This window comes from Blautia sp. AF26-2 (assembly GCF_003460955.1).
GTDB lineage: Bacteria > Bacillota > Clostridia > Lachnospirales > Lachnospiraceae > Fusicatenibacter > Fusicatenibacter saccharivorans.
The window spans coordinates 83,212-104,580 of record NZ_QTWD01000014.1 but is presented as its reverse complement, the minus strand read 5'-3'; the positions used below and the strand labels follow the sequence as shown (position 1 = coordinate 104,580).

Sequence of the window (21,369 nt, the reverse complement as noted above, 5' to 3'; positions counted from 1 at the left end):
ATGGAAATCGTAAATGAGTATTCCGATGAAGGTAAGTCTGGAAAGAGCGTAGAGGGCAGACCGGAATTTCAGAGAATGTTAGATAATATTGAGAATGGAACAGATGAGGTACAGTTTGTACTGGTGTTCAAGCTTTCCAGATTCGGTCGTAATGCGGCAGATGTATTAAACTCTTTGCAGAGGATGCAGGATTTTGGAGTGAATCTGATCTGTGTTGAAGATGGGATTGACAGCTCAAAAGATAGTGGAAAGCTGATGATTTCTGTTCTGTCTGCGGTGGCAGAGATTGAACGGGAGAATATCCTTGTTCAGACAATGGAAGGACGTAAGCAGAAAGCAAGGGAAGGAAAATGGAACGGCGGGTTTGCTCCATATGGCTATGAATTGGTAAATGGAGAATTGCAGATCGCAGAGGACGAAGCAGAGATTATTCGTCTGATCTATGATAAATTTATTCATACAAATATGGGAATTTCTGCGATTGCTGCATGGCTGAACCAGCATGGATATAAAAAGAAAAAACGACAGAATAATACACTGGACGCATTTGCCGCTTCATTTATAAAAGGCGTTCTGGATAATCCGGTATACTGTGGAAAGCTGGCTTATGGACGAAGGAAGAATGAGAAAGTATCTGGTACAAGAAATGAATACCGTATTGTAAAGCAGGAAAATTATATGTTACACGATGGTATCCATGAAGGAATCATTTCGGAAACAGACTGGGAGCTGGCACATCAAAAACGGGAAAAAACAGGTGTGAAATATGAAAAGACACATAGTCTCGAGCATGAGCATATTTTATCCGGAATATTGAGATGCCCGTTATGTGGAAGCGGTATGTATGGGAATGTGAACCGAAAGAAAAAGAAAGACGGAACCTTATATAAGGATTATTTCTATTATGCCTGCAAACATCGTCGCCTGGTAGACGGTCATAAATGTGGATATCGTAAACAATGGAGCGAGGAGAAGATTAATAATGCAGTGGAAGAAGTTATTCGGAAGCTGGTGAAGAATCCTAAATTCGAAGAAGCAATTCTGAATAAAATCGGTTCAAGAATAGATACAGAAGAAATAGAAAAAGAGATTGAAGGATTAGAAAAGCAGCATAAGCAGCTGACAGGAGCAAAAGCAAGACTCGGACAGCAGATGGATAGTCTGGATATCATGGATAAATTTTATGAGAAGAAATATCAGGATATGGAGACAAGGTTATACCGTTTGTATGATGAGATTGAAGGCGTGGAGAACAGTATAGAAGAAGTCAAGAATCGCCTGCTGAATATTCAGCAACAGAAAATATCAGAAGAAAACGTCTATCAATTTCTTTTATATTTTGATAAACTATATGATAAGTTCACCGACCTGGAGAAGAAAGAATTTCTTAACAGCTTTGTAGAACAGGTGGACATTTATGAGCAGGAGCAGCCGGATGGCAGATTCCTGAAGCACATAAAGTTCCGCTTCCCGGTGTATTTTGGAGACAGGGAAATACAGGAACTTTGTTGGAACAACGAAAGTACCGTTGAGACGGTAGTCTTGATGTCAAAACAAAGAAATAAGGACCAGCTTCCAGGTCGAGACGGTGAAATCCGGCAACTCAACTCCCTGCGAGTGTATGGCCAATCAGAGGTCAGAGCGGATGGATTGTGTAGGAGTTGAGCGTTCTTCACTGTCTCAACTGTCGAGACAGTAGCAGAGAGCAGCAATGTAAAAGTGCCTTGCATTATTTGGATGCTGATAAGACAGAAATTTCGTGAAACAGACGAAGAGGCTTGTCTGAAAAAAGAAGGAATGAAAAAACAGGAGAGGAAAAAAGAAACATGGCAGTAAATAAAAATGGAATCGTAGTATTAGGAGCAGTTTTTGTGGATATCAAAGGTTTTCCAGAGGACATCTACGTCCCGGACGGCAGAAACGCCGGCCATGTCGAATACATCCACGGCGGTGTGAGCCGAAACGTGGTGGAGGATATCGCAAACCTGGAACTGCGCCCGACCTTCCTTGGAATCGCGGATAATACCGCACTCGGCGAGGATGTTGTGCGCAAACTGCAGCGCCACAAAGTCAATACCGAATACATGAAAGAAATCCCGAACGGTATGGGAACATGGCTTGCTGTCTTCGATCACAACGGTGACCTGGCGGGCTCCATTTCCCAGCGCCCGAACCTGATGCCGATTCTCGATATTCTGGAAGAAAACGGAGATGAAATTATCGAAAACTGCGATTCCATTGTGGCAGAGATCGATATGGACAAAGAGATCATCAAAAAGCTGGTACAGCTCTGTGAAAAATACGATAAAAAATTGTACGGCGTTGTCAGCAACATGAACATCGCAGTCAGCAGAAGAGATCTTCTGCAGAAATTTGACTGCCTGATCTGCAACCAGATCGAGGCAGGCGTTTTCTTCTCCGATGATTACAGCGAAAAAACACCGGCCGAGATGGAAAAGATTCTCGCCGAGCGTCTGAAAGCGGCAAATGTTCCGGCCATGGTCGTAACAATGGGTGGCGACGGAGCGGTTTATGCGGAAGCAGACGGAGAGAGCGGCTTCTGCCCGGCGCAGAAAGTACAGGTAAAAGATACAACAGGAGCCGGTGATGCGTTCTGCGCAGGTGTTTCCGCCGGTCTGACCTATGGAAAAACGATTGGCAAGGCAGTTGAAATCGGTACGCGTCTTGCTGCATCCGTCATCACATCGTCGGAAAATGTCTGCCCGCGCTTCCGCCCGGAAGAGTTCGGCATCGAGGCATAGAAGGGGGCAGAAATGAAGTTACTGTACGGAACCGGCAACCCGGCAAAACTCGACGCGATGCGTCACCGCCTTGCCGGTCTTGGAATTGAGCTGATCGGGCTGAAAGATCTTGGCGGTGTTAAGCAGCCAGAGATTATCGAGGATGGAAAAACGCCGCTGGAAAATGCCAGGAAAAAGGTGGAGGCGTATTTCAACGCGCTTCATATGCCGGTGTTCTCCTGTGATTCCGGTCTGTATTTTGACAACGTGGCAGAGGACGACCAGCCCGGCGTCCATGTGCGGACCGTGAACGGAAAGTATCTGTCCGATGAAGAAATGACCGTGCATTACGCCGCCCTTGCAGAAAAGTACGGCGGCCTGACGGGACGCTACAAAAACGCAGTTTCGCTGATTCTTGATGCGGACCACCGCTATGACGCGATGGACCCGTCAATGGAGAGCGCTCCTTTCCGCATGGTCAGCACACCCCATCCGATGAGCAAAAAAGGCTTTCCGCTCGACCGTCTGTCGATCGATCTGCGGACCGGAAAATATTATTACGATCTGAATGAGCAAGAAGCCGCGCTCGATCAGCTTGCCGTGGAAGACGGTTTTCTGCAGTTTTTTGAGCGGGCAATGGAGGAATACCATAAAATGGAACGATATGAACTTCGAACCATCCGCCAGGACGAAATGGAACAGGGCGTTGCCATTGAGCTGGCGTGCTTTCCGCCGAATGAGGCGTGCTCCGAAAAGAGCATGCGCGAGCGGGTGCAGTACGCGCCGGAGCTGTTTCTGGCGGCAGTAGACAAAGAAACCGGAAAAATCGCCGGAACGCTGAACGGACTTGCAACAAACGAGACAAAATTCCGTGATGCCTTTTTCGATGAAATCAGTCTGTACGACCCGAAGGGAGAAAACGTCATGCTGCTGGGTCTCAGTGTCCTGCCGGAATACCGCGGCCAGGGAATCGCCCGCGCGCTGATGGAAGAGTACAGCCGCCGGGAACAGAAAAACGGAAGAAAACAGCTCATTCTGACCTGCCTGCAGGATAAGGTGGAGATGTACAAAAAGATGAATTTCCGCGACGAGGGAATCTCCGCATCCACCTGGGGCGGCGAGGAATGGCATGATATGACGAGAAAATTAAACGATTAAGAAAATTTGCAGAGAAAATCTCTTGTGTTAAAGTTTGCTGTAAGCGTTATAATAAAGAAAATCAAGCAAAACAGGAGGAACAACCATGAGCAGAGTAAATTTTGGAGCAAAACCAAACATGTATCCACTTCCGGTTCTGATTATTGCAACATATGACAAAGATGGCAACCCGGATGCCATGAATGCTGCATGGGGTGTAGTCACAGATTTCAATGAGATCTCCATCAGCATGGGCGACCACAAGACAACAGACAACCTTGCCGCAACCGGTGCCTTCACCGTCAGCATGGCAACCGAGGATACTGTTGTTGGCTGCGATTACGTCGGCATCGAGTCCGGCAGAAAAGTTCCGGATAAATTTGCACGCGCCGGTTTCCATGCAACGAAGAGCGAATTCGTCAACGCGCCGCTGATCGACGAGCTTCCGATGGCACTGGAGTGCAAAGTGAAAAGCTTTGACAACGGCATTCTGGTCGGCGAGATCGTGAACGTCTGCGCAGACGAGAGCGTTCTGACCGACGGAAAGATCGACCCGAAAAAACTGAAACCAATCGCCTTCGACCCGGTCAACAACACCTATCTCGCCATGGGCGACAAAGTCGGCGACGCATTCGGTTCCGGAAAAGCCCTGAAATAAACACAGATGATGACATGACAGCGAATATGTAAAAATTTTATATATTCCCCTTGACAAACCGCCTCCATAGTCTTATGATATGTATAAATTATATATATATAAATATTTTACATATCAGAAACTAACGGAGGTGGTTTTTTATGTATTTTCCGGTATCAGCACTGCTGATCGAATTTATGATCCTGTCGATTGTGAATCGGGAAGATTCTTATGGATATGAAATCAGCCAGACGATCAAACTGGTTGCAGACATCAAAGAGTCGACACTGTACCCGATCCTGAAAAAACTGGAAAAGGCGGGCTACGTGACGACGTATTCCGCAGAGTACCAGGGCAGAAAACGGAAGTATTATTCGATCACAGAAGCAGGAAAAACACAGATGGCGTACCTGCAGGGCGAATGGAAGTCCTATCGTGACACCATTGACAACATCATCGAGTGGAGGAAAAAAGAATGACGAGTGGGGAATATCTGAAACAATTGGAAAAGTATCTGAGGAAGCTTCCGCAGAGCGACTATGAAGATGCGATGGAATACTTCACCGAGTATTTTGCAGATGCCGGTCCGGAAAATGAGCAGGCCGTGATCAAAGAACTCGGAACACCGAAACAGGCAGCCGCCGAGCTGATGCGGAATCTTCTGGACAAAAAAGTAGATGAACGCGAGGCAATGGAAAAGGAAGAAAAACAGAAAGAGAAGAAAAAAACGACAGGCGCCAACGTCGTCTGGATCGCGATTCTCGCCCTGTTTGCAGCCCCGATCGGAGCCCCGATTCTGATCAGCATTCTCATCGTTCTGCTCTGCGCGGCCCTCTGTGCGGCACTGCTTGATATGAGCGTCTTTCTGATTGCAGTTGTCGGCGTGGCCGCCGGAATTAAGATGCTGCTGCGCGGCATTCTGGCAGTCTCGGTTTCCTTCGGCGGATTCTGCTTTATTACCGGAATGGGCGTTTTCATGTTGGGAATCAGTATTCTGTGCGCGGTGTTCGGCGTATACTTTGCAAAATGGATGGGACGGCTGTTCGTGTGGTGTACACGTAAGGTAACGAAAAAAGGAGGAAGCAGATCATGAAAAAATGGACAAAAACAGCATTACTGACAGGATGTGCCTGCTGTATTGCCGGTGCAGTGCTGATGTTCAGCGGATGGGCAAGCGGCGGAAAAGCATACGCGGAAACGTATGATCTGAATGCGATGAGCGGTTCTGCGAAGAAGGAAGACGGCATTTCCGCACAGGAAAAGATAAAACTTGATGATTTTGATGAACTGCAGGCAGACCTTACGATCGGCGACCTGAACATCCTTCCGTCCGGTGACGATTCCTGTTATCTCGCCTGGCGGATTCCGTCGAAAAAAGGAGAGACTGCAGTGGAATATCGCGTGCGGGACGGTGTTCTGAGCATCGAAGAGACAAGCGCAGTGTCCGATACGATTTACATTAATATTGATTTTACGGAAGAAATCTTAAGTGGCGGTAAACAGTCGGAAACAGGAGTGATTCTGTATGTACCGGAAAAGAAGGTACTGAAAAAAATAGAGGTAACGATGGGATTCGGTGATGTGCAGATGAATGGCATCCAGGCGGAAAGCGGAAGACTGCAAAATGCGGATGGAGATATCACACTTTTCGGATGTGACATGCAGAATATCAAATGCAAAGCAGATTACGGTGATGTGGAACTGAAGAGCGGAACGTGGGAGAATGGGTCGATCACGCTGGAGGATGGCGATGCGAAAATCCAAAATACGAAGCTTTCCGGAGACGTGTCGGTGGAAAACTCCTACGGCGATATTGAACTTGAACTGGGTAAAAAAGATCTGGAACGGCTGGAAATTACGGCAAAGACAGATTTTGGGGAGATCGATGTACCGGATACCATGGAGAATCTGATGCAGAAAGAGGAGGACGAGCAGAGCTTTTCTTATGTACCGGATCAGGCTGCGGGCAGAATCACACTGATGACAAAGGATGGTGATATCTCGTTGGAAAACGATTAAGCGTTTGTGACTGTTCAGGGGCATATGAAATTCCAGAAAAATCGCAAGGCATGCCCGCATGAATGAGCGTTTTTGGAAAATAAGACAAAAGTGACAAAAACACAGGAGGCTGTTTGGATGGTTTCACCAGAAAAAGGGAAATGATCCAAACAGTCGCTTGTTTTTTGTACTTAAATTTTCAGCTTTTAACTTGATTTGTAGATTGAGGTGCTTTAAAATAAAAGTAATAAAGCGTTGTGGAACGGGCTCCACAGACCGGCAGCGGGGGAAAAGCCGGAACGAATCAGTAGAAAACAGCCCAGTGTCAGAAGAGGAGTTAGGAGAAACTATGGCAAGTATTAGAGATGTCGCGATCAAAGCGGGAGTGGGAATCGGAACGGTATCCCGTGCACTCAATGGGAGCGGGTATATTTCCGATGAAACAAAACAGAAGATTATGCAGGCGGTGGAGGAGCTGAACTACAAACCGAACGAACTCGCCCAGAACCTGTTCCACAACAAGTCCGGTTTTATCGGAATTGTTGTTACGAATCTTTCACACCCATTCATGGCATCTCTGGTCAAGCATGTCGAGAACAATCTGTACACAAATGGCTACAAGTGCATGCTCTGCGAGGTTGGGGACAACCCGAACCGCATCGAGGAATTTGTGGAAATGTTGCAGCGAAATGTCATGGACGGCATTATCTGCTGTGCGGATATTCCGTCTTCTGTCAGTCTGGCGGAAATTCACCGTCCGATTGTCATGATTGACCGCTACGTCACAGAGGGGATTCCGTGTATACATTCCGACCATAAGCGCGGCGGTGAGCTTGCGGCACAGGCACTTTTGAGCGCCGGATGTAAGAACGTGATCTATTTTACATCGAATGCAACAGAGCGCGGTTACTCGATGGACCGTTACCGACGGTTTGCAGAAGTCTGCAAACAGCATAAATGTAAAGTTACAGCGATTGATGCCGGAAGCAAAAATCCGAATTTTCAGACCGGCTCGATGATCTGGAAAAAATATATCAGCCACTTTGATGGAATTGATGGACTTTTTACAGCCGATGTCACAGCGGCTGTGTGCATGAAGATGCTGCAGAAAAAAGGAATCAAGATTCCGAAAAAACTGAAGGTGGTCGGCTACGACGGCCTGGATTTTACCCGCTTTTTGACACCGGAGCTGACAACGGTTCGTCAGAATGTGCCGGAAATTGCCAAGCGGAGCGTAGATACGGTCATCCGCATGATTGACGGAAAGAAGATTGAGGAAATGGAACAGATTGTGGATGTGACCTTCCGAAAAGGGGAAAGTATCTGAAAATAACGAAACAGGGAAGCACTGAAGTTTGGATTATTTTCCGGGAATGCAATAAAACAGAAGAAGAACAGATATCAGAGACACTCGATCTGAAAAGAAAGGGTGTCTCTTTTTGTGAGCTTTTTTAACCGAATCAAGCAAGTCCCCTGCTTCTATTGCGTGAAGCAATAAGCAGTGGGTTGGGACTTGCTTGTATCAGGAGGAGTGTAAGCTCCTTCTGATAAACTGCGCAAAAAGGCGTGAAAACGTTACAGAAATAGTTGCAATTGTCAAAAAAATAGTGAAAAACAGAAAAGTGGAACATATGGAACAAAAAATGCATGGAACAGCGGAACATGTGGAACAGTGGAATGCGAGGAAAAAGAAAATTAGTGTGGATTTCATGAAAAACAGGGTGCATATTGCACAAAAAAACGAAAATGAAATTGTGAAAATGTTGAAAATGACGAAAAAATATTGGAATATCGTTGACATTAGAAGAACTGCGTACTATGATACAGATATGGAACAGGTTCCACAATACAAAGTGCCGAAACAGAAACGATGCAAATGTGGAACGAAAAGCGGTTGGTAAAGCTTTTAGAGAAATAAGGAGGGAACTATGAAGAAAAAAACGTCATCGCCGAAAACGGCAGAAAGTGGAAAATTGAAAAAAGCGCTCTCGTGCTGGCAGCTGTACATCCTGCTGATTCCTGCACTGATCTGGCTGATCGTTTTTGCTTACTATCCAATGTACGGCCTGATCATCGCCTTTAAAGATTTTAAAGGCCGCATGGGAATCATGGGAAGTCCGTGGGCAGATCCGATCTTCAAGTATTTCAAGATGTTCTTCAGTACCAGTATTGCCATGACGGCAATCAAGAACACGATCGTCATCAGTCTGGAGAGCCTGATCATCGGATTCCCGATTCCGGTTATCTTCGCACTCTTACTGAACCAGGTACAGAGAAGCGGACCGAGACGAATCATCCAGACCATCTCCTACGCACCGTACTTTATGTCAAACGTAGTTGTAGTCAGCCTGATTTCCGTACTGTTTTCCGCAAACGGTCTTGTAAACCACGCGGTTATGGGAGCCGGCGGAAAAGCAATCATGTTCACCAGCCTTCCGGAGTACTTCCGCAAACTTTTCATCGGAAGTAACATCTGGCAGACGATGGGATTCAACGCCATCATCTTCATCGCAGCACTGACCGCAATCAGCCCGGAATATTACGAAGCAGCAACGATGGATGGTGCTTCCAGATTTCAGAAGATCCTTTACATTGATTTACCTCTGATTATGCCGACCATCATCCTGATGCTGATCCTTCAGGTAGGTAACATTATGAACGTGGGATATGAGAAAGCTTATCTGATGCAGAACGGTACCAACACAACCGTCAGTGAGATCATTTCGACATACGTATACAAAGTAGGTCTCCAGACCGCACAGTACAGTTTTGCGACAGCCGTTGGCTTATTTAACTCCGTTGTAAACTTCATTATTCTGGTTATCACAAACGCAGTTGCAAAGAAGACCAGCGATATCAGTATTTTCTAAGAGTCAGGGGGCTTGAAAAATGGCAAATAATAACACTGTGAAAAAGAAAAAAGTAAAAATGAGTACGGGAGACAAGGTCTTTACCGTGATCAATACCGTCATCATGATCCTTGTCTGTATTGCAATTGTATATCCTCTGTATTACGTGCTTCTGGCATCTGTTACAGACCCGGTTGTTGTAAGCTCCGGTAAAATTCTTCTCTATCCGGAAGCGTGGTACACCAACGGATATGAAACCACACTGAAATACCAGCCGCTCTGGACCGGCTATGCAAACACCATCAAATATACCGTATTAGGAACGCTGATTTCCCTGGTCTGCACCATTCCGGCCGGCTATGCACTTTCCAGATACGATATGGTAGGAAGAAAACCGATTATGTTCCTGTTCACCTTCACGATGTTCTTCAGCGGCGGTATGATTCCGATGTACTTAACCGTACAGCAGCTGCACATCTACAACACAACATGGGCTATGGTCCTTCCGGTAGCAGTGTCCGCTTACAACCTGATCGTATGCCGCTCCTTCTTTGAAAGTGGTATTCCGGTCGAGCTTCTCGAAGCAGCAAAAATCGACGGCTGCAGCGATTTTGGATTCTTCTTCAAAATTGCAATTCCGCTGTCGAAAACGATCATCGCAGTTATGTGTCTGTTCTATGCAACCGCAATGTGGAACCAGTTCTTCAACGCACTGATGTTCCTGCAGGATGACAGCAAGATGCCTCTTCAGGTCGTTCTTCGAAACTTGGTACTGATGAACCAGTCCAACCAGATGGGAAGTAGTGCTTCTGAGATGGTAACAAAACAGAAACTGGCTGAGCAGTTAAAATACTGTGTCGTAGTTGTTTCCGCATTCCCGCTTCTGTGCGTATATCCTTTCCTGCAGAAATACTTCGCAAAAGGTGTTACGATCGGTGCAGTCAAGGGCTGATGCAGAACAGAAAATTTATTGTTGCAGAATTCATGGATATAGCAGACATGGTTTATGTGTAGGAATACAAAAATACTAACGTATTTCACTGCCGGAAAAGGCAGCAAAATAAAGGAGGAACAATATGAAGAAAAAAATCGTATCCGTATTACTGGCAAGCCTTATGGTAACCAGCATGCTCGCAGGCTGTGGAAACAGCTCCGGCAGCTCAAGCAGCTCCGGTGCAGGAAGCACAGGAGGAGACACCACCTCTGCATCCGGTACAGAAGCAGGTGACACAGGTCTCACAGCAGAAGAGCAGGAAGCAGTAGATGAGGGAATCATCCAGCTCGACGGTACCCTTCCGATCATCAAAGATCCGGCAAAATTCGAAGAGAAATACGGAAAAATTTCCGCTCTGATCGTAAACTCTGCAGACAGAACTGTAGAAGTAGGCGACCTGGCTATGTGCCAGAAATGGTTCGAGGACACAGGAGTAGAGTTTGACTGGCAGCCGATCCCGCAGGAGAGCGCAACAGAGAAAATCAATCTGATGCTTTCTTCCGGACAGGATCTTCCGGATGTATTCTGGAACTTCGGCGATGGTAAATCCGGAAACACCGTAGTTCAGTACGCAGACCAGGATGTATTCCTTCCGACCGAAGGCCTGATCGAAGAGTATATGCCGAACCTGAAAGCATTCCTCGATGACAATGAGCAGTATCAGCTTGAGATCACCGCTCCGAACGGCCATAAATATGGATTCCCGTACGTAGAGGAAATGAAAGGTCTTGTATTAACACCTGGACCATTCGTGATCAACAAAACATGGCTGGATAAAGTAGGCAAAGAAGTGCCGACAACCGTAGACGAGTGGGTAGACTGCCTGAAAGCAATCCGCGACGGCGGCGATCTGAACGGAAACGGCGAAGACGATGAAATCCCGATGGCAACCTGGTTCGGCGCAACCGATACCTTTGGTTCCTACAACCTGTTCTATCGTTTCACAGGTGCATTCGGATGCGCTGACTCCTACTGCGGAGGAAACTCCTATGCGGATCACTTAAGAATGGTTGACGGAAAAGTTACGTTCACTGCAACAGACGAAGCATTCAAGAAAACAGCAGAATTTTTCAACATGCTGTATGAAGAAGGACTGATCTGGAACGGTTCCTTCGAGGCAGATGAAAGTATGTCATTCAAATCTTCTCTGATCAAAGAGAATGTTGCAAAGATCGGTTCCTTCGGTGTTTGGGGCGATCAGGAAATTACAAACCAGGAAGTACATGATCAGTACGTAGCAGTTCCGAGACTGCAGGGCGAAGACGGTATGACCGGTTTCGAGTGCAACTACTCTGAGCTGCAGGATTCTTCCGATACAGCAATCACAACGACCTGCAAATTCCCGCACGTTGTTGCAAGATTTGTAGATTACATGGTAGGCGATCCGGAAATCTCTGTTACATCTAACTGGGGCGCAATCGGATACAACTATGAGAAAGACGAAGACGGCGTTCTTCGTACACCGCTCGATGAAAACGGAAACTACAAACCTCTGAATCCGGAATATAAGAACTTTGGTGAGGCTCGTGTAAACTCCACAACCTGCCGTGGTTCTATGATCGTTCAGAACGAGTACTATGACACCGTTTGCGGCTACACCTTCGATGCTGTAAAACTTCTCGAGATGCAGAAAGAAAACGGTAAAGATGACATCATGGAAGAGTATGACACCATTCCGCGTGTTCTGATGACCCAGGAAGAGATTCAGCGTCTGGCACAGATTCAGCCGACCGTCTCCGATATCGTTGACCGTTACATCACTACATGGGTAACCGGCGGCGTTGATGATGCAAGCTGGGAGTCCTATAAGACAGAGCTTGAGGGCGCTGGTTTGAGCGAACTGGTTGAGATTTACCAGGGCGCAGTAGATCGAGCAGCTTCTGCAGCAAACTAAAAATCGGGCGAAAAGCGATTACGAAAAAACAGTAACGTAAACGATTTGCAATTAATGTTCTATAACTAAAGAAATTCCAAATGTGGCCATGTTGTATCCCATATAACATGGCCATATTTAAAAAGAAGATTATTTCGTTCTTATTTCTTTTTTGTTGAAGTTCCAAATGGAAAAAGATAAAATAGGAAAAGAGAGAACAGGAAAAGAGGGATCCTATGAGTAAACAGGGAAAAAGAGATTTTAGACCGAACATTCATTTTACACCGGAGAAAAACTGGAACAACGATCCGAACGGACTGATTTATATCGATGGTATCTGGCATCTGTATTATCAGCATAACCCAAATGACGTTGTATGGGGACCGATGCACTGGGGTCATGCAGTATCGAAAGACCTGATTCACTGGGAGCATCTGCCGGTCGCCCTGTACCCGGATGAGATCGGAACGATGTACTCCGGAAGTATGGCATACGATGAAAATAACACCAGCGGATTTGCGAAATACGGTGAGAAACCGATGGTGGCTGTCTACACGGCGCACAATATGGAAACGGGCCTGGAGCAGCAGTGTATTGCATACAGCCTGGATCAGGGAAAGCATTTTGAAAAATATTATGGCAACCCGGTGATCGAAAACCCGGGCACACCGGATTTCCGTGATCCACGCGTCTTCTGGAATGACAAAAAGGACTGCTGGAGCCTTGTTCTGGCATCCGGCGACCACGCAGAGTTTTACGCATCCCAGGATTTGAAAAACTGGAAGAAAACAGGCGAGTTCGGTGTCGGTGTCAATAAAGTGCCGACTGTATGGGAATGCACCGATCTGATCCGTGCTAAAACAGGAAATGAATTTGACGGATTCAAATGGATTCTGATAGTCAGCATGATACATCCGGGAACCGAAGGCCGTGCCAATATACAGTATTTCGTCGGTGATTTTGACGGAGATACCTTCCAGTGCACCGAGATCACAGACGAGCCGCTGTGGATTGATTTCGGATTCGACAATTATGCCGGTGTAACGTATGGAAACTACGACCGTCCGGTTTACCTTGGATGGGGCGTTAATCCGCTCTACGCGAACTTTGTTCCGACCGGTGAGTATTCCGGTCTGATGACACTGCCAAGAGAACTTTCACTTTGTGAGACCGAGGAGGGCTACCGCCTGAAAACAAAACCGTTCGGGATCGATGAGTACCGTGCGGGTGCCTTCCCGATCGGAAATCAGAAGCCGCTGCTGACCGAGAGCTTTGGACTTCTCGTGCAGGGCAATTTCGGAAGAATTGCGCTGAAAAACAGCAGAGGTGAGGAAGTAGTCATCGAGGTAACGGTGGACAGCATCACGGTGGACCGCTCTAAGAGCGGCGACCTTAGTTACTTTGATGATGTAGATCCGAAGCTCTTCAAAAAAGAGGATCTGCTGGTATCTACAACAAAACGTTACATGCGCGGAAATGTCAACATGGAGATTATTTTTGACGTTTCCTATCTGGAGATTTATGCAGATGGTGGTCTGGAGACCGCTTCCGTATGCGTTTACCCGGATGCTCCGTATCAGGTGGTTTCCACAGACGGAGATCTGGAAGTGAAAATGTACACTATTAAAAAATAGGGGATGGAACATTTATAAACGGTAACGATGCAGCATGGCAGAATCGAGATGGGACTCTGAAGCGTTACTATAAATAAAAACGACGGATGTCTGCAAAGCCGATGGAAGTGGTTTTGCAGACCGTTGTTTATCTTGGGAGGTTTTACAAAAATGATGAAAAAAAGAGATTACAGACCGAAAATTCACTTTTCACCGGAAGAAGGCTGGATGAACGACCCGAATGGCATGGTTTATGTAGATGGCGTGTACCACTTCTTTTATCAGAAGTACCCGTATGATACCAGCTGGGGACCGATGCACTGGGGGCATGCAACATCCCGCGACCTGATTCACTGGGAGCATCAGCCAATCGCACTTTATCCGGATGAACTTGGATTTATCTTTTCGGGAAGTGCTGTGTATGATACGCAGAATTCTTCTGAGTATGGTACCAATGAAAATCCGCCAATCATTGCTATTTATACCAGCCATCACAAGGACGGTTTGGAACAGCAGAGTATTGCATACAGCAATGATAAGGGCCGGCATTTTGAAAAGTCATATCTGAATCCGGTCATCAAAAACCCGGGAATTTCCGATTTCCGTGACCCGAAAGCGTTCTGGAATCCGGTCAGAAGATGCTGGAGTCTTGTTCTTGCAGCGCAGGACCGTGTCTTCTTCTACGCATCCCAGGATATGAAAAACTGGGAGAAAACTGGAGAATTCGGACCGGAAGGAAACCATGTGAAGGGTGTATGGGAATGCCCGGATCTGTTCCCGATTGAGTATAAAGGAAAAAATGTATGGGTTCTCGTTGTCAGCATGACGAAAGCTTCCGAAGATGACCACTGCAAAATGCAGTATTTCCTGGGTGATTTCGATGGAGAAAAATTCCTCTGCACCTATCCATCCGATGAGCCAAGATGGCTGGATGAAGGCTTCGACAACTATGCAGCCGTTACATTCCAGAATGCGAAAGATGTTCTGCTGATGGGATGGGGTATGAACTGGCAGTATGCAGCGCAGACTCCGACAGAAGGGTACTGTGGACAGGCAACTCTGGCAAGAAAACTGTCCCTGACAGAAGTAGATGGTGCTCTGACCCTTGCGGCTGCTCCGGCCGGACTGGAAAAATTCCGCCACAGCAGCTATCCGATCGAGAATCACACAACGATCCGCACAGAGACCTTTGGACTGAAGGTTTCCGGAAAAGGAGATGCGAAAATCTGTCTGAAAAACTCAGTGGGACAGAAATTGAAGATTTATGTAACTGACACCAAAATCACGGTTGACCGTACCATGGCGGGCTACAAAGAATTCAGTGAGCACTTCATGACGGAAAAATATTCCATCAGCACCGCAGCGAGAAAGAAAGACGGAGCATGGAATCTGGAGCTTGTTTTTGATGTTTCCATTCTGGAACTGTTTGCTGAGGACGGCGTAGATGCTATTTCTACAGTGGTTTATCCGGAGACACCGTACGACCGTATAAGCTGGAAGGGTGATCTTTCTGTTGAACTTTACGAAATTGATGCATAAGGGCTGCGAGAAAGGGGAAAAGCAAAATGGGATACTTTAAAGATGTGACACCGGAATCAGCTGGAATCAGCTCCAAAGGAATTTTGAATTTTCTCGACCGAATCGAAGAGAACCAGATTGAGCTGCACAGCTTTATGGTGATCCGCCATGGACAGTGTGCAGCGAAGGGCTGGTGGAAGCCGTATGATGAAAAATTTCGTCATCCACTGTATTCGTTCAGCAAATCGTTGACAGCAACGGCGATTGGTTTTGCAGAGCAGGAGGGAATCTTATCGCTGGATGAGAAAATTGTCGATATCTTTCCGGACCTGCTGCCGGAAAATCCATCCGAAAATCTCAAAAAAATCACGCTGCATCACCTGTTGATTATGGGTTGTGGTCACGAGACGGAGATTATGGACAATTCCGAAAACTGGATTTCTACCTTTCTTCATCATCCAGTGCTCCATGAGCCGGGAACGTTTTATAAATACAATACAGCCGGAACTAACATGCTGGCTGCCGTTCTGAGGAAAAAAACGGGACAGAACGTCACAGAGTTTCTGAAATCCCGTCTGCTGGAGCCGCTTGGCATCACATCCCTTACCTGTGCGCTGCTCGGAGACGGAACGGAGCTCGGTGGAGGCGGTATGAAGATGGTGACGGAGGATATGGCAAAATTCACGTATTTTCTGTCCAGACAGGGCGAGTGGGAAGGAAAACAGCTGCTTCGAAAAGAATGGTTTGAACGCGCCTGCCGCAAACAGATTGAGACGGTGGGCGATTCGGAAGGCCACGTAAAAGACTGGGCGCAGGGCTACGGCTATCAGTGCTGGATGTGCCGTTATCCGGGCTCCTTCCGCGCAGATGGTGCGTACGGTCAGTTCGGCGTTGTGTTCCCGGATCTCGATCTGATTGTGATTCTGACAACAGCAACTGAGCAGACACAGGAGGAACTGAGCGCACTGCAGGAGGAACTGATCCCGTATGTGAAGAAAGAGGCAGGAGAGCTGCCACCGTCCCCACTTGCCGGTGCAGTAAAAGAGCGTACCGCAGATCTGGCTCTGCCGCCGCGCAGAGGAACGAGAAATCCGTTTATGGAAGAGAAGGTAAGCAAGCATGTTTATGTATCTGCCCCGCTGATGGGGAACCAGCAGCTGCCGGATTCCGCAGAAATTCTGATCGGCGGAAGCGGTCTGTTTTCGCTGGAGACAAGTCCGATTCAGGAGATGCGATTCTCCTTTGGCAGCGATAAGATGTACTGGAAAGTACAAGAAGGCGGGAAAGAAAAGGAATTTGTCCTCTCCATGCGCCGGGATTTTGCCTATAGTGAAGCGGATGGCCATATTTATGCTGGTTCTGCTGCATGGCGTACACTCAATACGCTCGAGATGGAGCTTCGGCGAATGGACGGTTTGAGCGGTGGCCGCATGATCGTCAGATTCCAGAAGGAAAATCTTCTGCTGGAGGCAGAGGATACGCTGATTAGTGTCGGTGGACTCGGTATTTCACCACGTCAGGCACTGACTGTATTTGGAATAAAAAAAGATTAAACAGGTCGAAAGAGAGAAAAACCGGCGGAATTTTCCGTCGGTTTTTCCATAACAGTGTGAAAATCCTGTAAAAAAAAGAAAAACGATATGCAAAGCCGAACGGAAGAATTGCCAAGTCTCTCTGAACATGGTAAACTTTTACCTATATTGGAAAAGAATCGACACAAAATATTGAGATACAGGAGGCTCTATGTCAGTTTTTTCAGATTTATTATCCGAATATATCACCATGAAGGATGTCGGGGTTTACCCGCTTTCACAGTTCTGCGGACTCGATCGTTCTTTCATGTATAAGATCATCAATGGAAAACGAAATCCGTCCGGGGAGGATGTTGTGCGGAAGATGGCACAGTTCATGCAGCTGACGCCACGGGAAAAAACAGATTTCATGGATGCATTTTACATTACCCAGATGGGTGAAGAGGTTTATTACCGGCGCAAATCGGTCGGAGAACTGATTGAAACGTTCAGCCACCGCGAGGGGAAAAAGGAATATATCTTCCATGAGGCGGAGATTGCAAAACTGGAATTGAACGGGGGGGTAGCGGAGAGATTCCCTTTCGGGGCACAGTGCATGTGCGGCATGCAATTTTGCAGCTGTTTTTCGGTGAAGCTGTAAAAGAAGACGGAAAAATTTCCGTTCTGGTCCAGCCGGACTTCGATTTTGCCATGGAACTTCTGCAGGTATTCGGGGAACAGAACCCGAATTTGACGATTCAACATCTGTTCTGCATGAACAACAACGAGAAGATGGTTTCGATGCGGAAAAATTACAACCTGAGTTGTCTGCAGAAAATTCTCCCGATCTGTGCCTGCGGCTGCGATTACCGTGCGCGGTACTACTACGACAATGTGACGGCACGGCTGAATGAGTTCCGCCTTTTCCCGTACCTCATCCTGACGGAGCACTGTGCGCTTGCTTTCAGCGCCGATTACCAGAATGCACTTTTGTTCCGGGAGGAGACGACGCTGCGGATGATGCGCGAGATGTTTGAAGGCTATTTCAAACAGTCGGAGCCGTTGTTTGAACGTCTTGACACGGTACAGTCCCAGCTTGGCTATACGGAAACACTGATTCGTCACTTTATCGCATCAGATTCCCCGCGGTATTTCTTCCAGAGAATGCCGTGTCTTTCCGGCCTTCTGACAGCAGAAATGCTGGAGCGCCATCTCGTAAAAGAAATGCCGGGGCGTGAGCAGATGATACGGGCGGTTGCACAGTACGCAAAGGTGATGCAGACACAGGTACTGGATAAAAAAACGACGATGTTTTTTTCAGAGGATGGCATCAAAAGTTTCCTGGACACGGGCCGCGTGGATGAGTATCCAAAAGAGTGCTATTCTCCGCTGGACTTTGACGAGCGTATTGCCCTGATCCGCCGCTTTCTGGCGCTGCGGGATCGCGCGAATCTTCGTATGATCCGGGAAACGAAAGAGAGAGCAGAGCATGCGCTGAATATTTCGGTCAATGCAAACGAGGGCTATCTTCTGTTCCAGACGCGGACAGAGCGGCTGATTTACCTCAGCATCCGGGAACCGAGCATTCTTATGGCATTCTACGATTACCTGGAATCCATGAAACCGGAAGAACTCTGCACGGAAGAGGAGATGCTGGGACGTGTCGAAGCCATTCTGCATGAATTTGTGGCTTGTCATTCCAGAGAAGGTTCGATATAATAGAAAAAAGGATATTTCCAAACCGGTCATCTCGGGTGAGTTCCGGTGTGTGTCTGCTGAAAAGAAGGCTGGACACACACCGGGCGGAAACCTGTGGATGACCGGTTTTGACTGTACGAAAAAGAAATGGGGGTTTTTACGAATGAGTGCAGAAAGTAAGACAAGAATGACGGAGGGCAGCATTTCGAAAAAGATGATTCTGTTTGCGATTCCGCTGTTTCTTGGCAATCTGTTCCAGCAGTTGTACAACACGGCTGACTCACTGATTGTAGGAAATTTTCTGGGAAGCAATGCGCTGGCAGCGGTCAGCTCTTCGGGCAATCTGATCTTTCTGATGGTTGGTTTTATTAACGGTATCGCAATGGGCGCCGGTGTCGTGATTGCAAGGTATTACGGAGCGAAAAACCGGGAAGATCTGCAGAAAGCGATCCATACGACCGTGGCGTTCGGCCTGGCGGCCGGTGTAGCGCTGACTGTGCTTGGCATGTATCTGGCGCCGAAAATCCTTGTGCTGATGGGAACACCGTCCGATGTCCTGCCGCAGTCCGTCGAATATTTCCGTACCTATTTTGCAGGATCTCTTGGTTTTATCATGTATAACATTTTCGTCGGCATCCTGCAGTCCGTTGGCGACAGCCGTCACCCGCTGATCTATCTGATCGTATCGTCGTGCATCAATGTTGTGCTCGACCTGCTTTTTATCGGAGGGCTTGGCATGGGGGTCGGTGCGGCGGCGCTTGCAACGGTCATTTCCCAGTTCACAAGCGCGATTCTCTGCATGATCCATCTGCTGCGGACGAAGGAAGAGTATCGTCTTCATATCCGCAAAATCCGCTTCGATGGCAGAGCGCTCGGTGAAATCATCCGCAACGGTGTGCCGTCCGGTTTCCAGAACTCGGTTATTTCGATCGCAAACGTTTTCGTGCAGACGAACATCAATGCATTCGGGAAAATGGCGATGGCAGGCTGCGGTTCATATGCAAAAATCGAGGGTTTTGCATTCCTTCCGGTTACATGCTTTACGATGGCATTGACGACGTTTGTCAGCCAGAATCTTGGTGCAAAACAGTATGACCGGGCGAAAAAAGGAGCGCGGTTTGGCATTCTCTGTTCCATTACCATCGCCGAGCTGATCGGGTTTGTGATCTATGCGGCCGCACCGACTTTGATTGCGGCGTTTAACAGCGATCCGGCCGTTGTCCATTACGGCGTGATGCAGGCGAGAACGATTGCACTGTTTTATTTTCTGCTGGCGTTTTCTCATTGCATCGCGGCTGTGCTCCGCGGTTCCGGGCACGCCGCGGTTCCCATGGTTGTCATGCTCTGCGTCTGGTGCCTGTTCCGCGTCAGCTACATTACCGTGACGGTCCGGCTGATCCCGGATATCCGCGTGATTTTCTGGGCTTACCCGCTGACCTGGAGTATCAGTTCTGTCATTTTCCTGTATCTGTTTTTGAAAGGAAAATGGGTATACGGTTTTGAAAAAGGAGGAAAACAAAGATGAACGCAGAATCGACGAGAGAAGCGCTTGATGTGGCATCGCTGGCGGGAGACATCCTGCTGGCGAGCGGCGCGGAAATCTTCCGTGTGGAGGAGACGATCGACCGCATTGCGCGGGCGTATGGCGTTGACTCCAGCGATGCGTTTGTGTTGAGCAGTGGTATTTTCCTGACAGCTGAGAGCGGAAAAAAGCAGGAATTTGCCCGCGTGCGTCACATTCCGCTGTCGGCGGCGCGGCTCGACAAGGTAACGGCAGTCAACCAGCTCTCCCGTGAAATCGAGGAGGGTCTGCACATGCCGAAGGAGGCGAAGGCCTGGCTGCTCGATATTCAGCGGATGCCGGACAAACCAAGATGGCACCAGGTGCTTGCATCCGGTGTCGGAAGCGCCTGCTTCTGTTTTCTGTTCGGCGGCGATGTGGTGGACAGCATGGTAGCGTTTCTGTCGGGCTTTGTTCTGTATTTCTATCTGCTGTACCTGCTGCGTGGCAGAATGTCAAAGATTGCGACGAATATTTCCGGCGGCGCGCTTGTCACGCTGATTGCCGTTTTTCTGTATCAGGCGGGGATCGGCCATCATCTGGACAAGGTTATCATCGGTTCGATTATTCCGCTGGTGCCCGGTGTCAATTTCACGAACGCCATCCGTGATATTGCGGATCAGGACTACATCGCTGGTTCCGTGCGGATGCTCGATGCGCTGCTTGTGACATTCTGTATTGCGCTTGGCGTCGGACTGATTATCACAGGATATCATCAACTGGCGGGAGGGCTGCAGCTATGAGTGATACCATTCGTTTAATTGCGGAATTTTTTGCAGCCTGCGTCGGAACGATTGCGTTTGCGCTGCTGTTCCAGGTGCCGCGGAAATACTACCTGTACTGCGGACTGGCAGGTGCCTGCGGCTGGATCTGCTATAAACTGATCCTCCCGCATACGACAGAGCCGGTGTCCATCTTTTTTGCAACGGTGCTCGTCATCCTTCTGTCGCGCAGCTTTGCGGTGTACAAGCGCTGCCCGGTAACGGTATTTCTGATTGCGGGTATTTTCCCGCTGGTGCCGGGAAGCGGCATCTACTGGACTGCTTTTTACGTGGTAACCAATGATCTGGAGCGCGCCGGTGCAAGAGGATTTCTGACACTGAAGGATGCAGTTGCGATTGTGCTTGGCATTCTCTTTGTTTTTGAGTTTCCGCAGAGCTGGTTCCGTAAGGTGTTGACAGACAAAAACAAATAACCTATTATTGTAGTAGAGATTATAAACAAGGAGGAAGGAAAACA

Annotated in this window: 20 protein-coding genes; all 20 read left to right on the top strand. The window is 47.8% G+C overall.

Annotated elements, in window-relative coordinates:
* Nucleotides 1-1,665: recombinase family protein (locus DWY63_RS16000; protein ID WP_243001908.1), on the top strand; the 1,665-nt coding region annotated here is incomplete at its 5' end.
* A gap of 161 nt (nt 1,666-1,826) precedes the next feature.
* A complete protein-coding gene (locus tag DWY63_RS15995) occupies nt 1,827-2,762 on the top strand; it encodes a carbohydrate kinase family protein (RefSeq protein ID WP_117802619.1) in 936 nt (311 codons plus the stop codon).
* 12 nt (nt 2,763-2,774) lie between these two features.
* Nucleotides 2,775-3,899 carry a non-canonical purine NTP pyrophosphatase gene (locus DWY63_RS18785; RefSeq protein WP_117509935.1) on the top strand — a complete coding sequence of 375 codons (1,125 nt, stop codon included), beginning with the start codon at nt 2,775-2,777 and terminating at the stop codon, nt 3,897-3,899.
* Between the two features lie 85 nt (nt 3,900-3,984).
* Nucleotides 3,985-4,536: a flavin reductase family protein gene (locus tag DWY63_RS15985; RefSeq protein WP_055219194.1), complete on the top strand. Its 552-nt coding sequence runs from the start codon at nt 3,985-3,987 to the stop codon at nt 4,534-4,536.
* A 140-nt stretch (nt 4,537-4,676) separates the two neighbouring features.
* Complete coding sequence (locus DWY63_RS15980) at nt 4,677-4,994, top strand: PadR family transcriptional regulator (protein ID WP_022461550.1); 318 nt, start codon at nt 4,677-4,679, stop codon at nt 4,992-4,994.
* Nucleotides 4,991-5,608: a DUF1700 domain-containing protein gene (locus DWY63_RS15975; protein ID WP_022461551.1), complete on the top strand. Its 618-nt coding sequence runs from the start codon at nt 4,991-4,993 to the stop codon at nt 5,606-5,608. The genes DWY63_RS15980 and DWY63_RS15975 overlap by 4 nt, the downstream gene beginning before the upstream one ends.
* The gene (locus tag DWY63_RS15970) at nt 5,605-6,534 is read left to right on the top strand and encodes a DUF4097 family beta strand repeat-containing protein (protein ID WP_117802618.1); all 930 of its coding nucleotides are present in this window, start codon (nt 5,605-5,607) and stop codon (nt 6,532-6,534) included. The genes DWY63_RS15975 and DWY63_RS15970 overlap by 4 nt, the downstream gene beginning before the upstream one ends.
* Before the next feature lie 328 nt (nt 6,535-6,862).
* The gene (locus DWY63_RS15965; protein WP_117802617.1) at nt 6,863-7,840 is read left to right on the top strand and encodes a LacI family DNA-binding transcriptional regulator; all 978 of its coding nucleotides are present in this window, start codon (nt 6,863-6,865) and stop codon (nt 7,838-7,840) included.
* Between the two features lie 190 nt (nt 7,841-8,030).
* Nucleotides 8,031-8,414 carry a hypothetical protein gene (locus DWY63_RS15960; protein WP_117802616.1) on the top strand — a complete coding sequence of 128 codons (384 nt, stop codon included), beginning with the start codon at nt 8,031-8,033 and terminating at the stop codon, nt 8,412-8,414.
* A gap of 27 nt (nt 8,415-8,441) precedes the next feature.
* Nucleotides 8,442-9,383, top strand: a complete 942-nt coding sequence (locus tag DWY63_RS15955) for an ABC transporter permease (RefSeq protein ID WP_022461554.1) — start codon at nt 8,442-8,444, stop codon at nt 9,381-9,383.
* A gap of 19 nt (nt 9,384-9,402) precedes the next feature.
* Complete coding sequence (locus DWY63_RS15950) at nt 9,403-10,314, top strand: carbohydrate ABC transporter permease (protein WP_082426161.1); 912 nt, start codon at nt 9,403-9,405, stop codon at nt 10,312-10,314.
* A gap of 124 nt (nt 10,315-10,438) precedes the next feature.
* Nucleotides 10,439-12,250 carry an extracellular solute-binding protein gene (locus DWY63_RS15945; RefSeq protein ID WP_022461556.1) on the top strand — a complete coding sequence of 604 codons (1,812 nt, stop codon included), beginning with the start codon at nt 10,439-10,441 and terminating at the stop codon, nt 12,248-12,250.
* A 215-nt stretch (nt 12,251-12,465) separates the two neighbouring features.
* Nucleotides 12,466-13,863 carry a glycoside hydrolase family 32 protein gene (locus DWY63_RS15940; protein ID WP_022461557.1) on the top strand — a complete coding sequence of 466 codons (1,398 nt, stop codon included), beginning with the start codon at nt 12,466-12,468 and terminating at the stop codon, nt 13,861-13,863.
* 150 nt (nt 13,864-14,013) lie between these two features.
* Nucleotides 14,014-15,381 carry a glycoside hydrolase family 32 protein gene (locus tag DWY63_RS15935; RefSeq protein ID WP_117802615.1) on the top strand — a complete coding sequence of 456 codons (1,368 nt, stop codon included), beginning with the start codon at nt 14,014-14,016 and terminating at the stop codon, nt 15,379-15,381.
* A 26-nt stretch (nt 15,382-15,407) separates the two neighbouring features.
* Complete coding sequence (locus tag DWY63_RS15930) at nt 15,408-16,913, top strand: serine hydrolase domain-containing protein (RefSeq protein ID WP_117802614.1); 1,506 nt, start codon at nt 15,408-15,410, stop codon at nt 16,911-16,913.
* A gap of 190 nt (nt 16,914-17,103) precedes the next feature.
* Nucleotides 17,104-17,532 carry a helix-turn-helix domain-containing protein gene (locus DWY63_RS15925; RefSeq protein WP_117802613.1) on the top strand — a complete coding sequence of 143 codons (429 nt, stop codon included), beginning with the start codon at nt 17,104-17,106 and terminating at the stop codon, nt 17,530-17,532.
* The gene (locus DWY63_RS15920) at nt 17,490-18,590 is read left to right on the top strand and encodes a hypothetical protein (RefSeq protein WP_055226707.1); all 1,101 of its coding nucleotides are present in this window, start codon (nt 17,490-17,492) and stop codon (nt 18,588-18,590) included. The genes DWY63_RS15925 and DWY63_RS15920 overlap by 43 nt, the downstream gene beginning before the upstream one ends.
* A 142-nt stretch (nt 18,591-18,732) precedes the next feature.
* Complete coding sequence (locus DWY63_RS15915) at nt 18,733-20,094, top strand: MATE family efflux transporter (protein ID WP_055226900.1); 1,362 nt, start codon at nt 18,733-18,735, stop codon at nt 20,092-20,094.
* Nucleotides 20,091-20,873: a threonine/serine exporter family protein gene (locus tag DWY63_RS15910; RefSeq protein WP_055226708.1), complete on the top strand. Its 783-nt coding sequence runs from the start codon at nt 20,091-20,093 to the stop codon at nt 20,871-20,873. Before DWY63_RS15915 ends, DWY63_RS15910 begins: the two co-directional genes overlap by 4 nt.
* Nucleotides 20,870-21,325 (top strand): threonine/serine exporter family protein, encoded by a 456-nt coding sequence (locus DWY63_RS15905; protein ID WP_022461450.1) that lies wholly within the window; start codon nt 20,870-20,872, stop codon nt 21,323-21,325. The genes DWY63_RS15910 and DWY63_RS15905 overlap by 4 nt, the downstream gene beginning before the upstream one ends.
* Nucleotides 21,326-21,369: the final 44 nt, after the last annotated feature.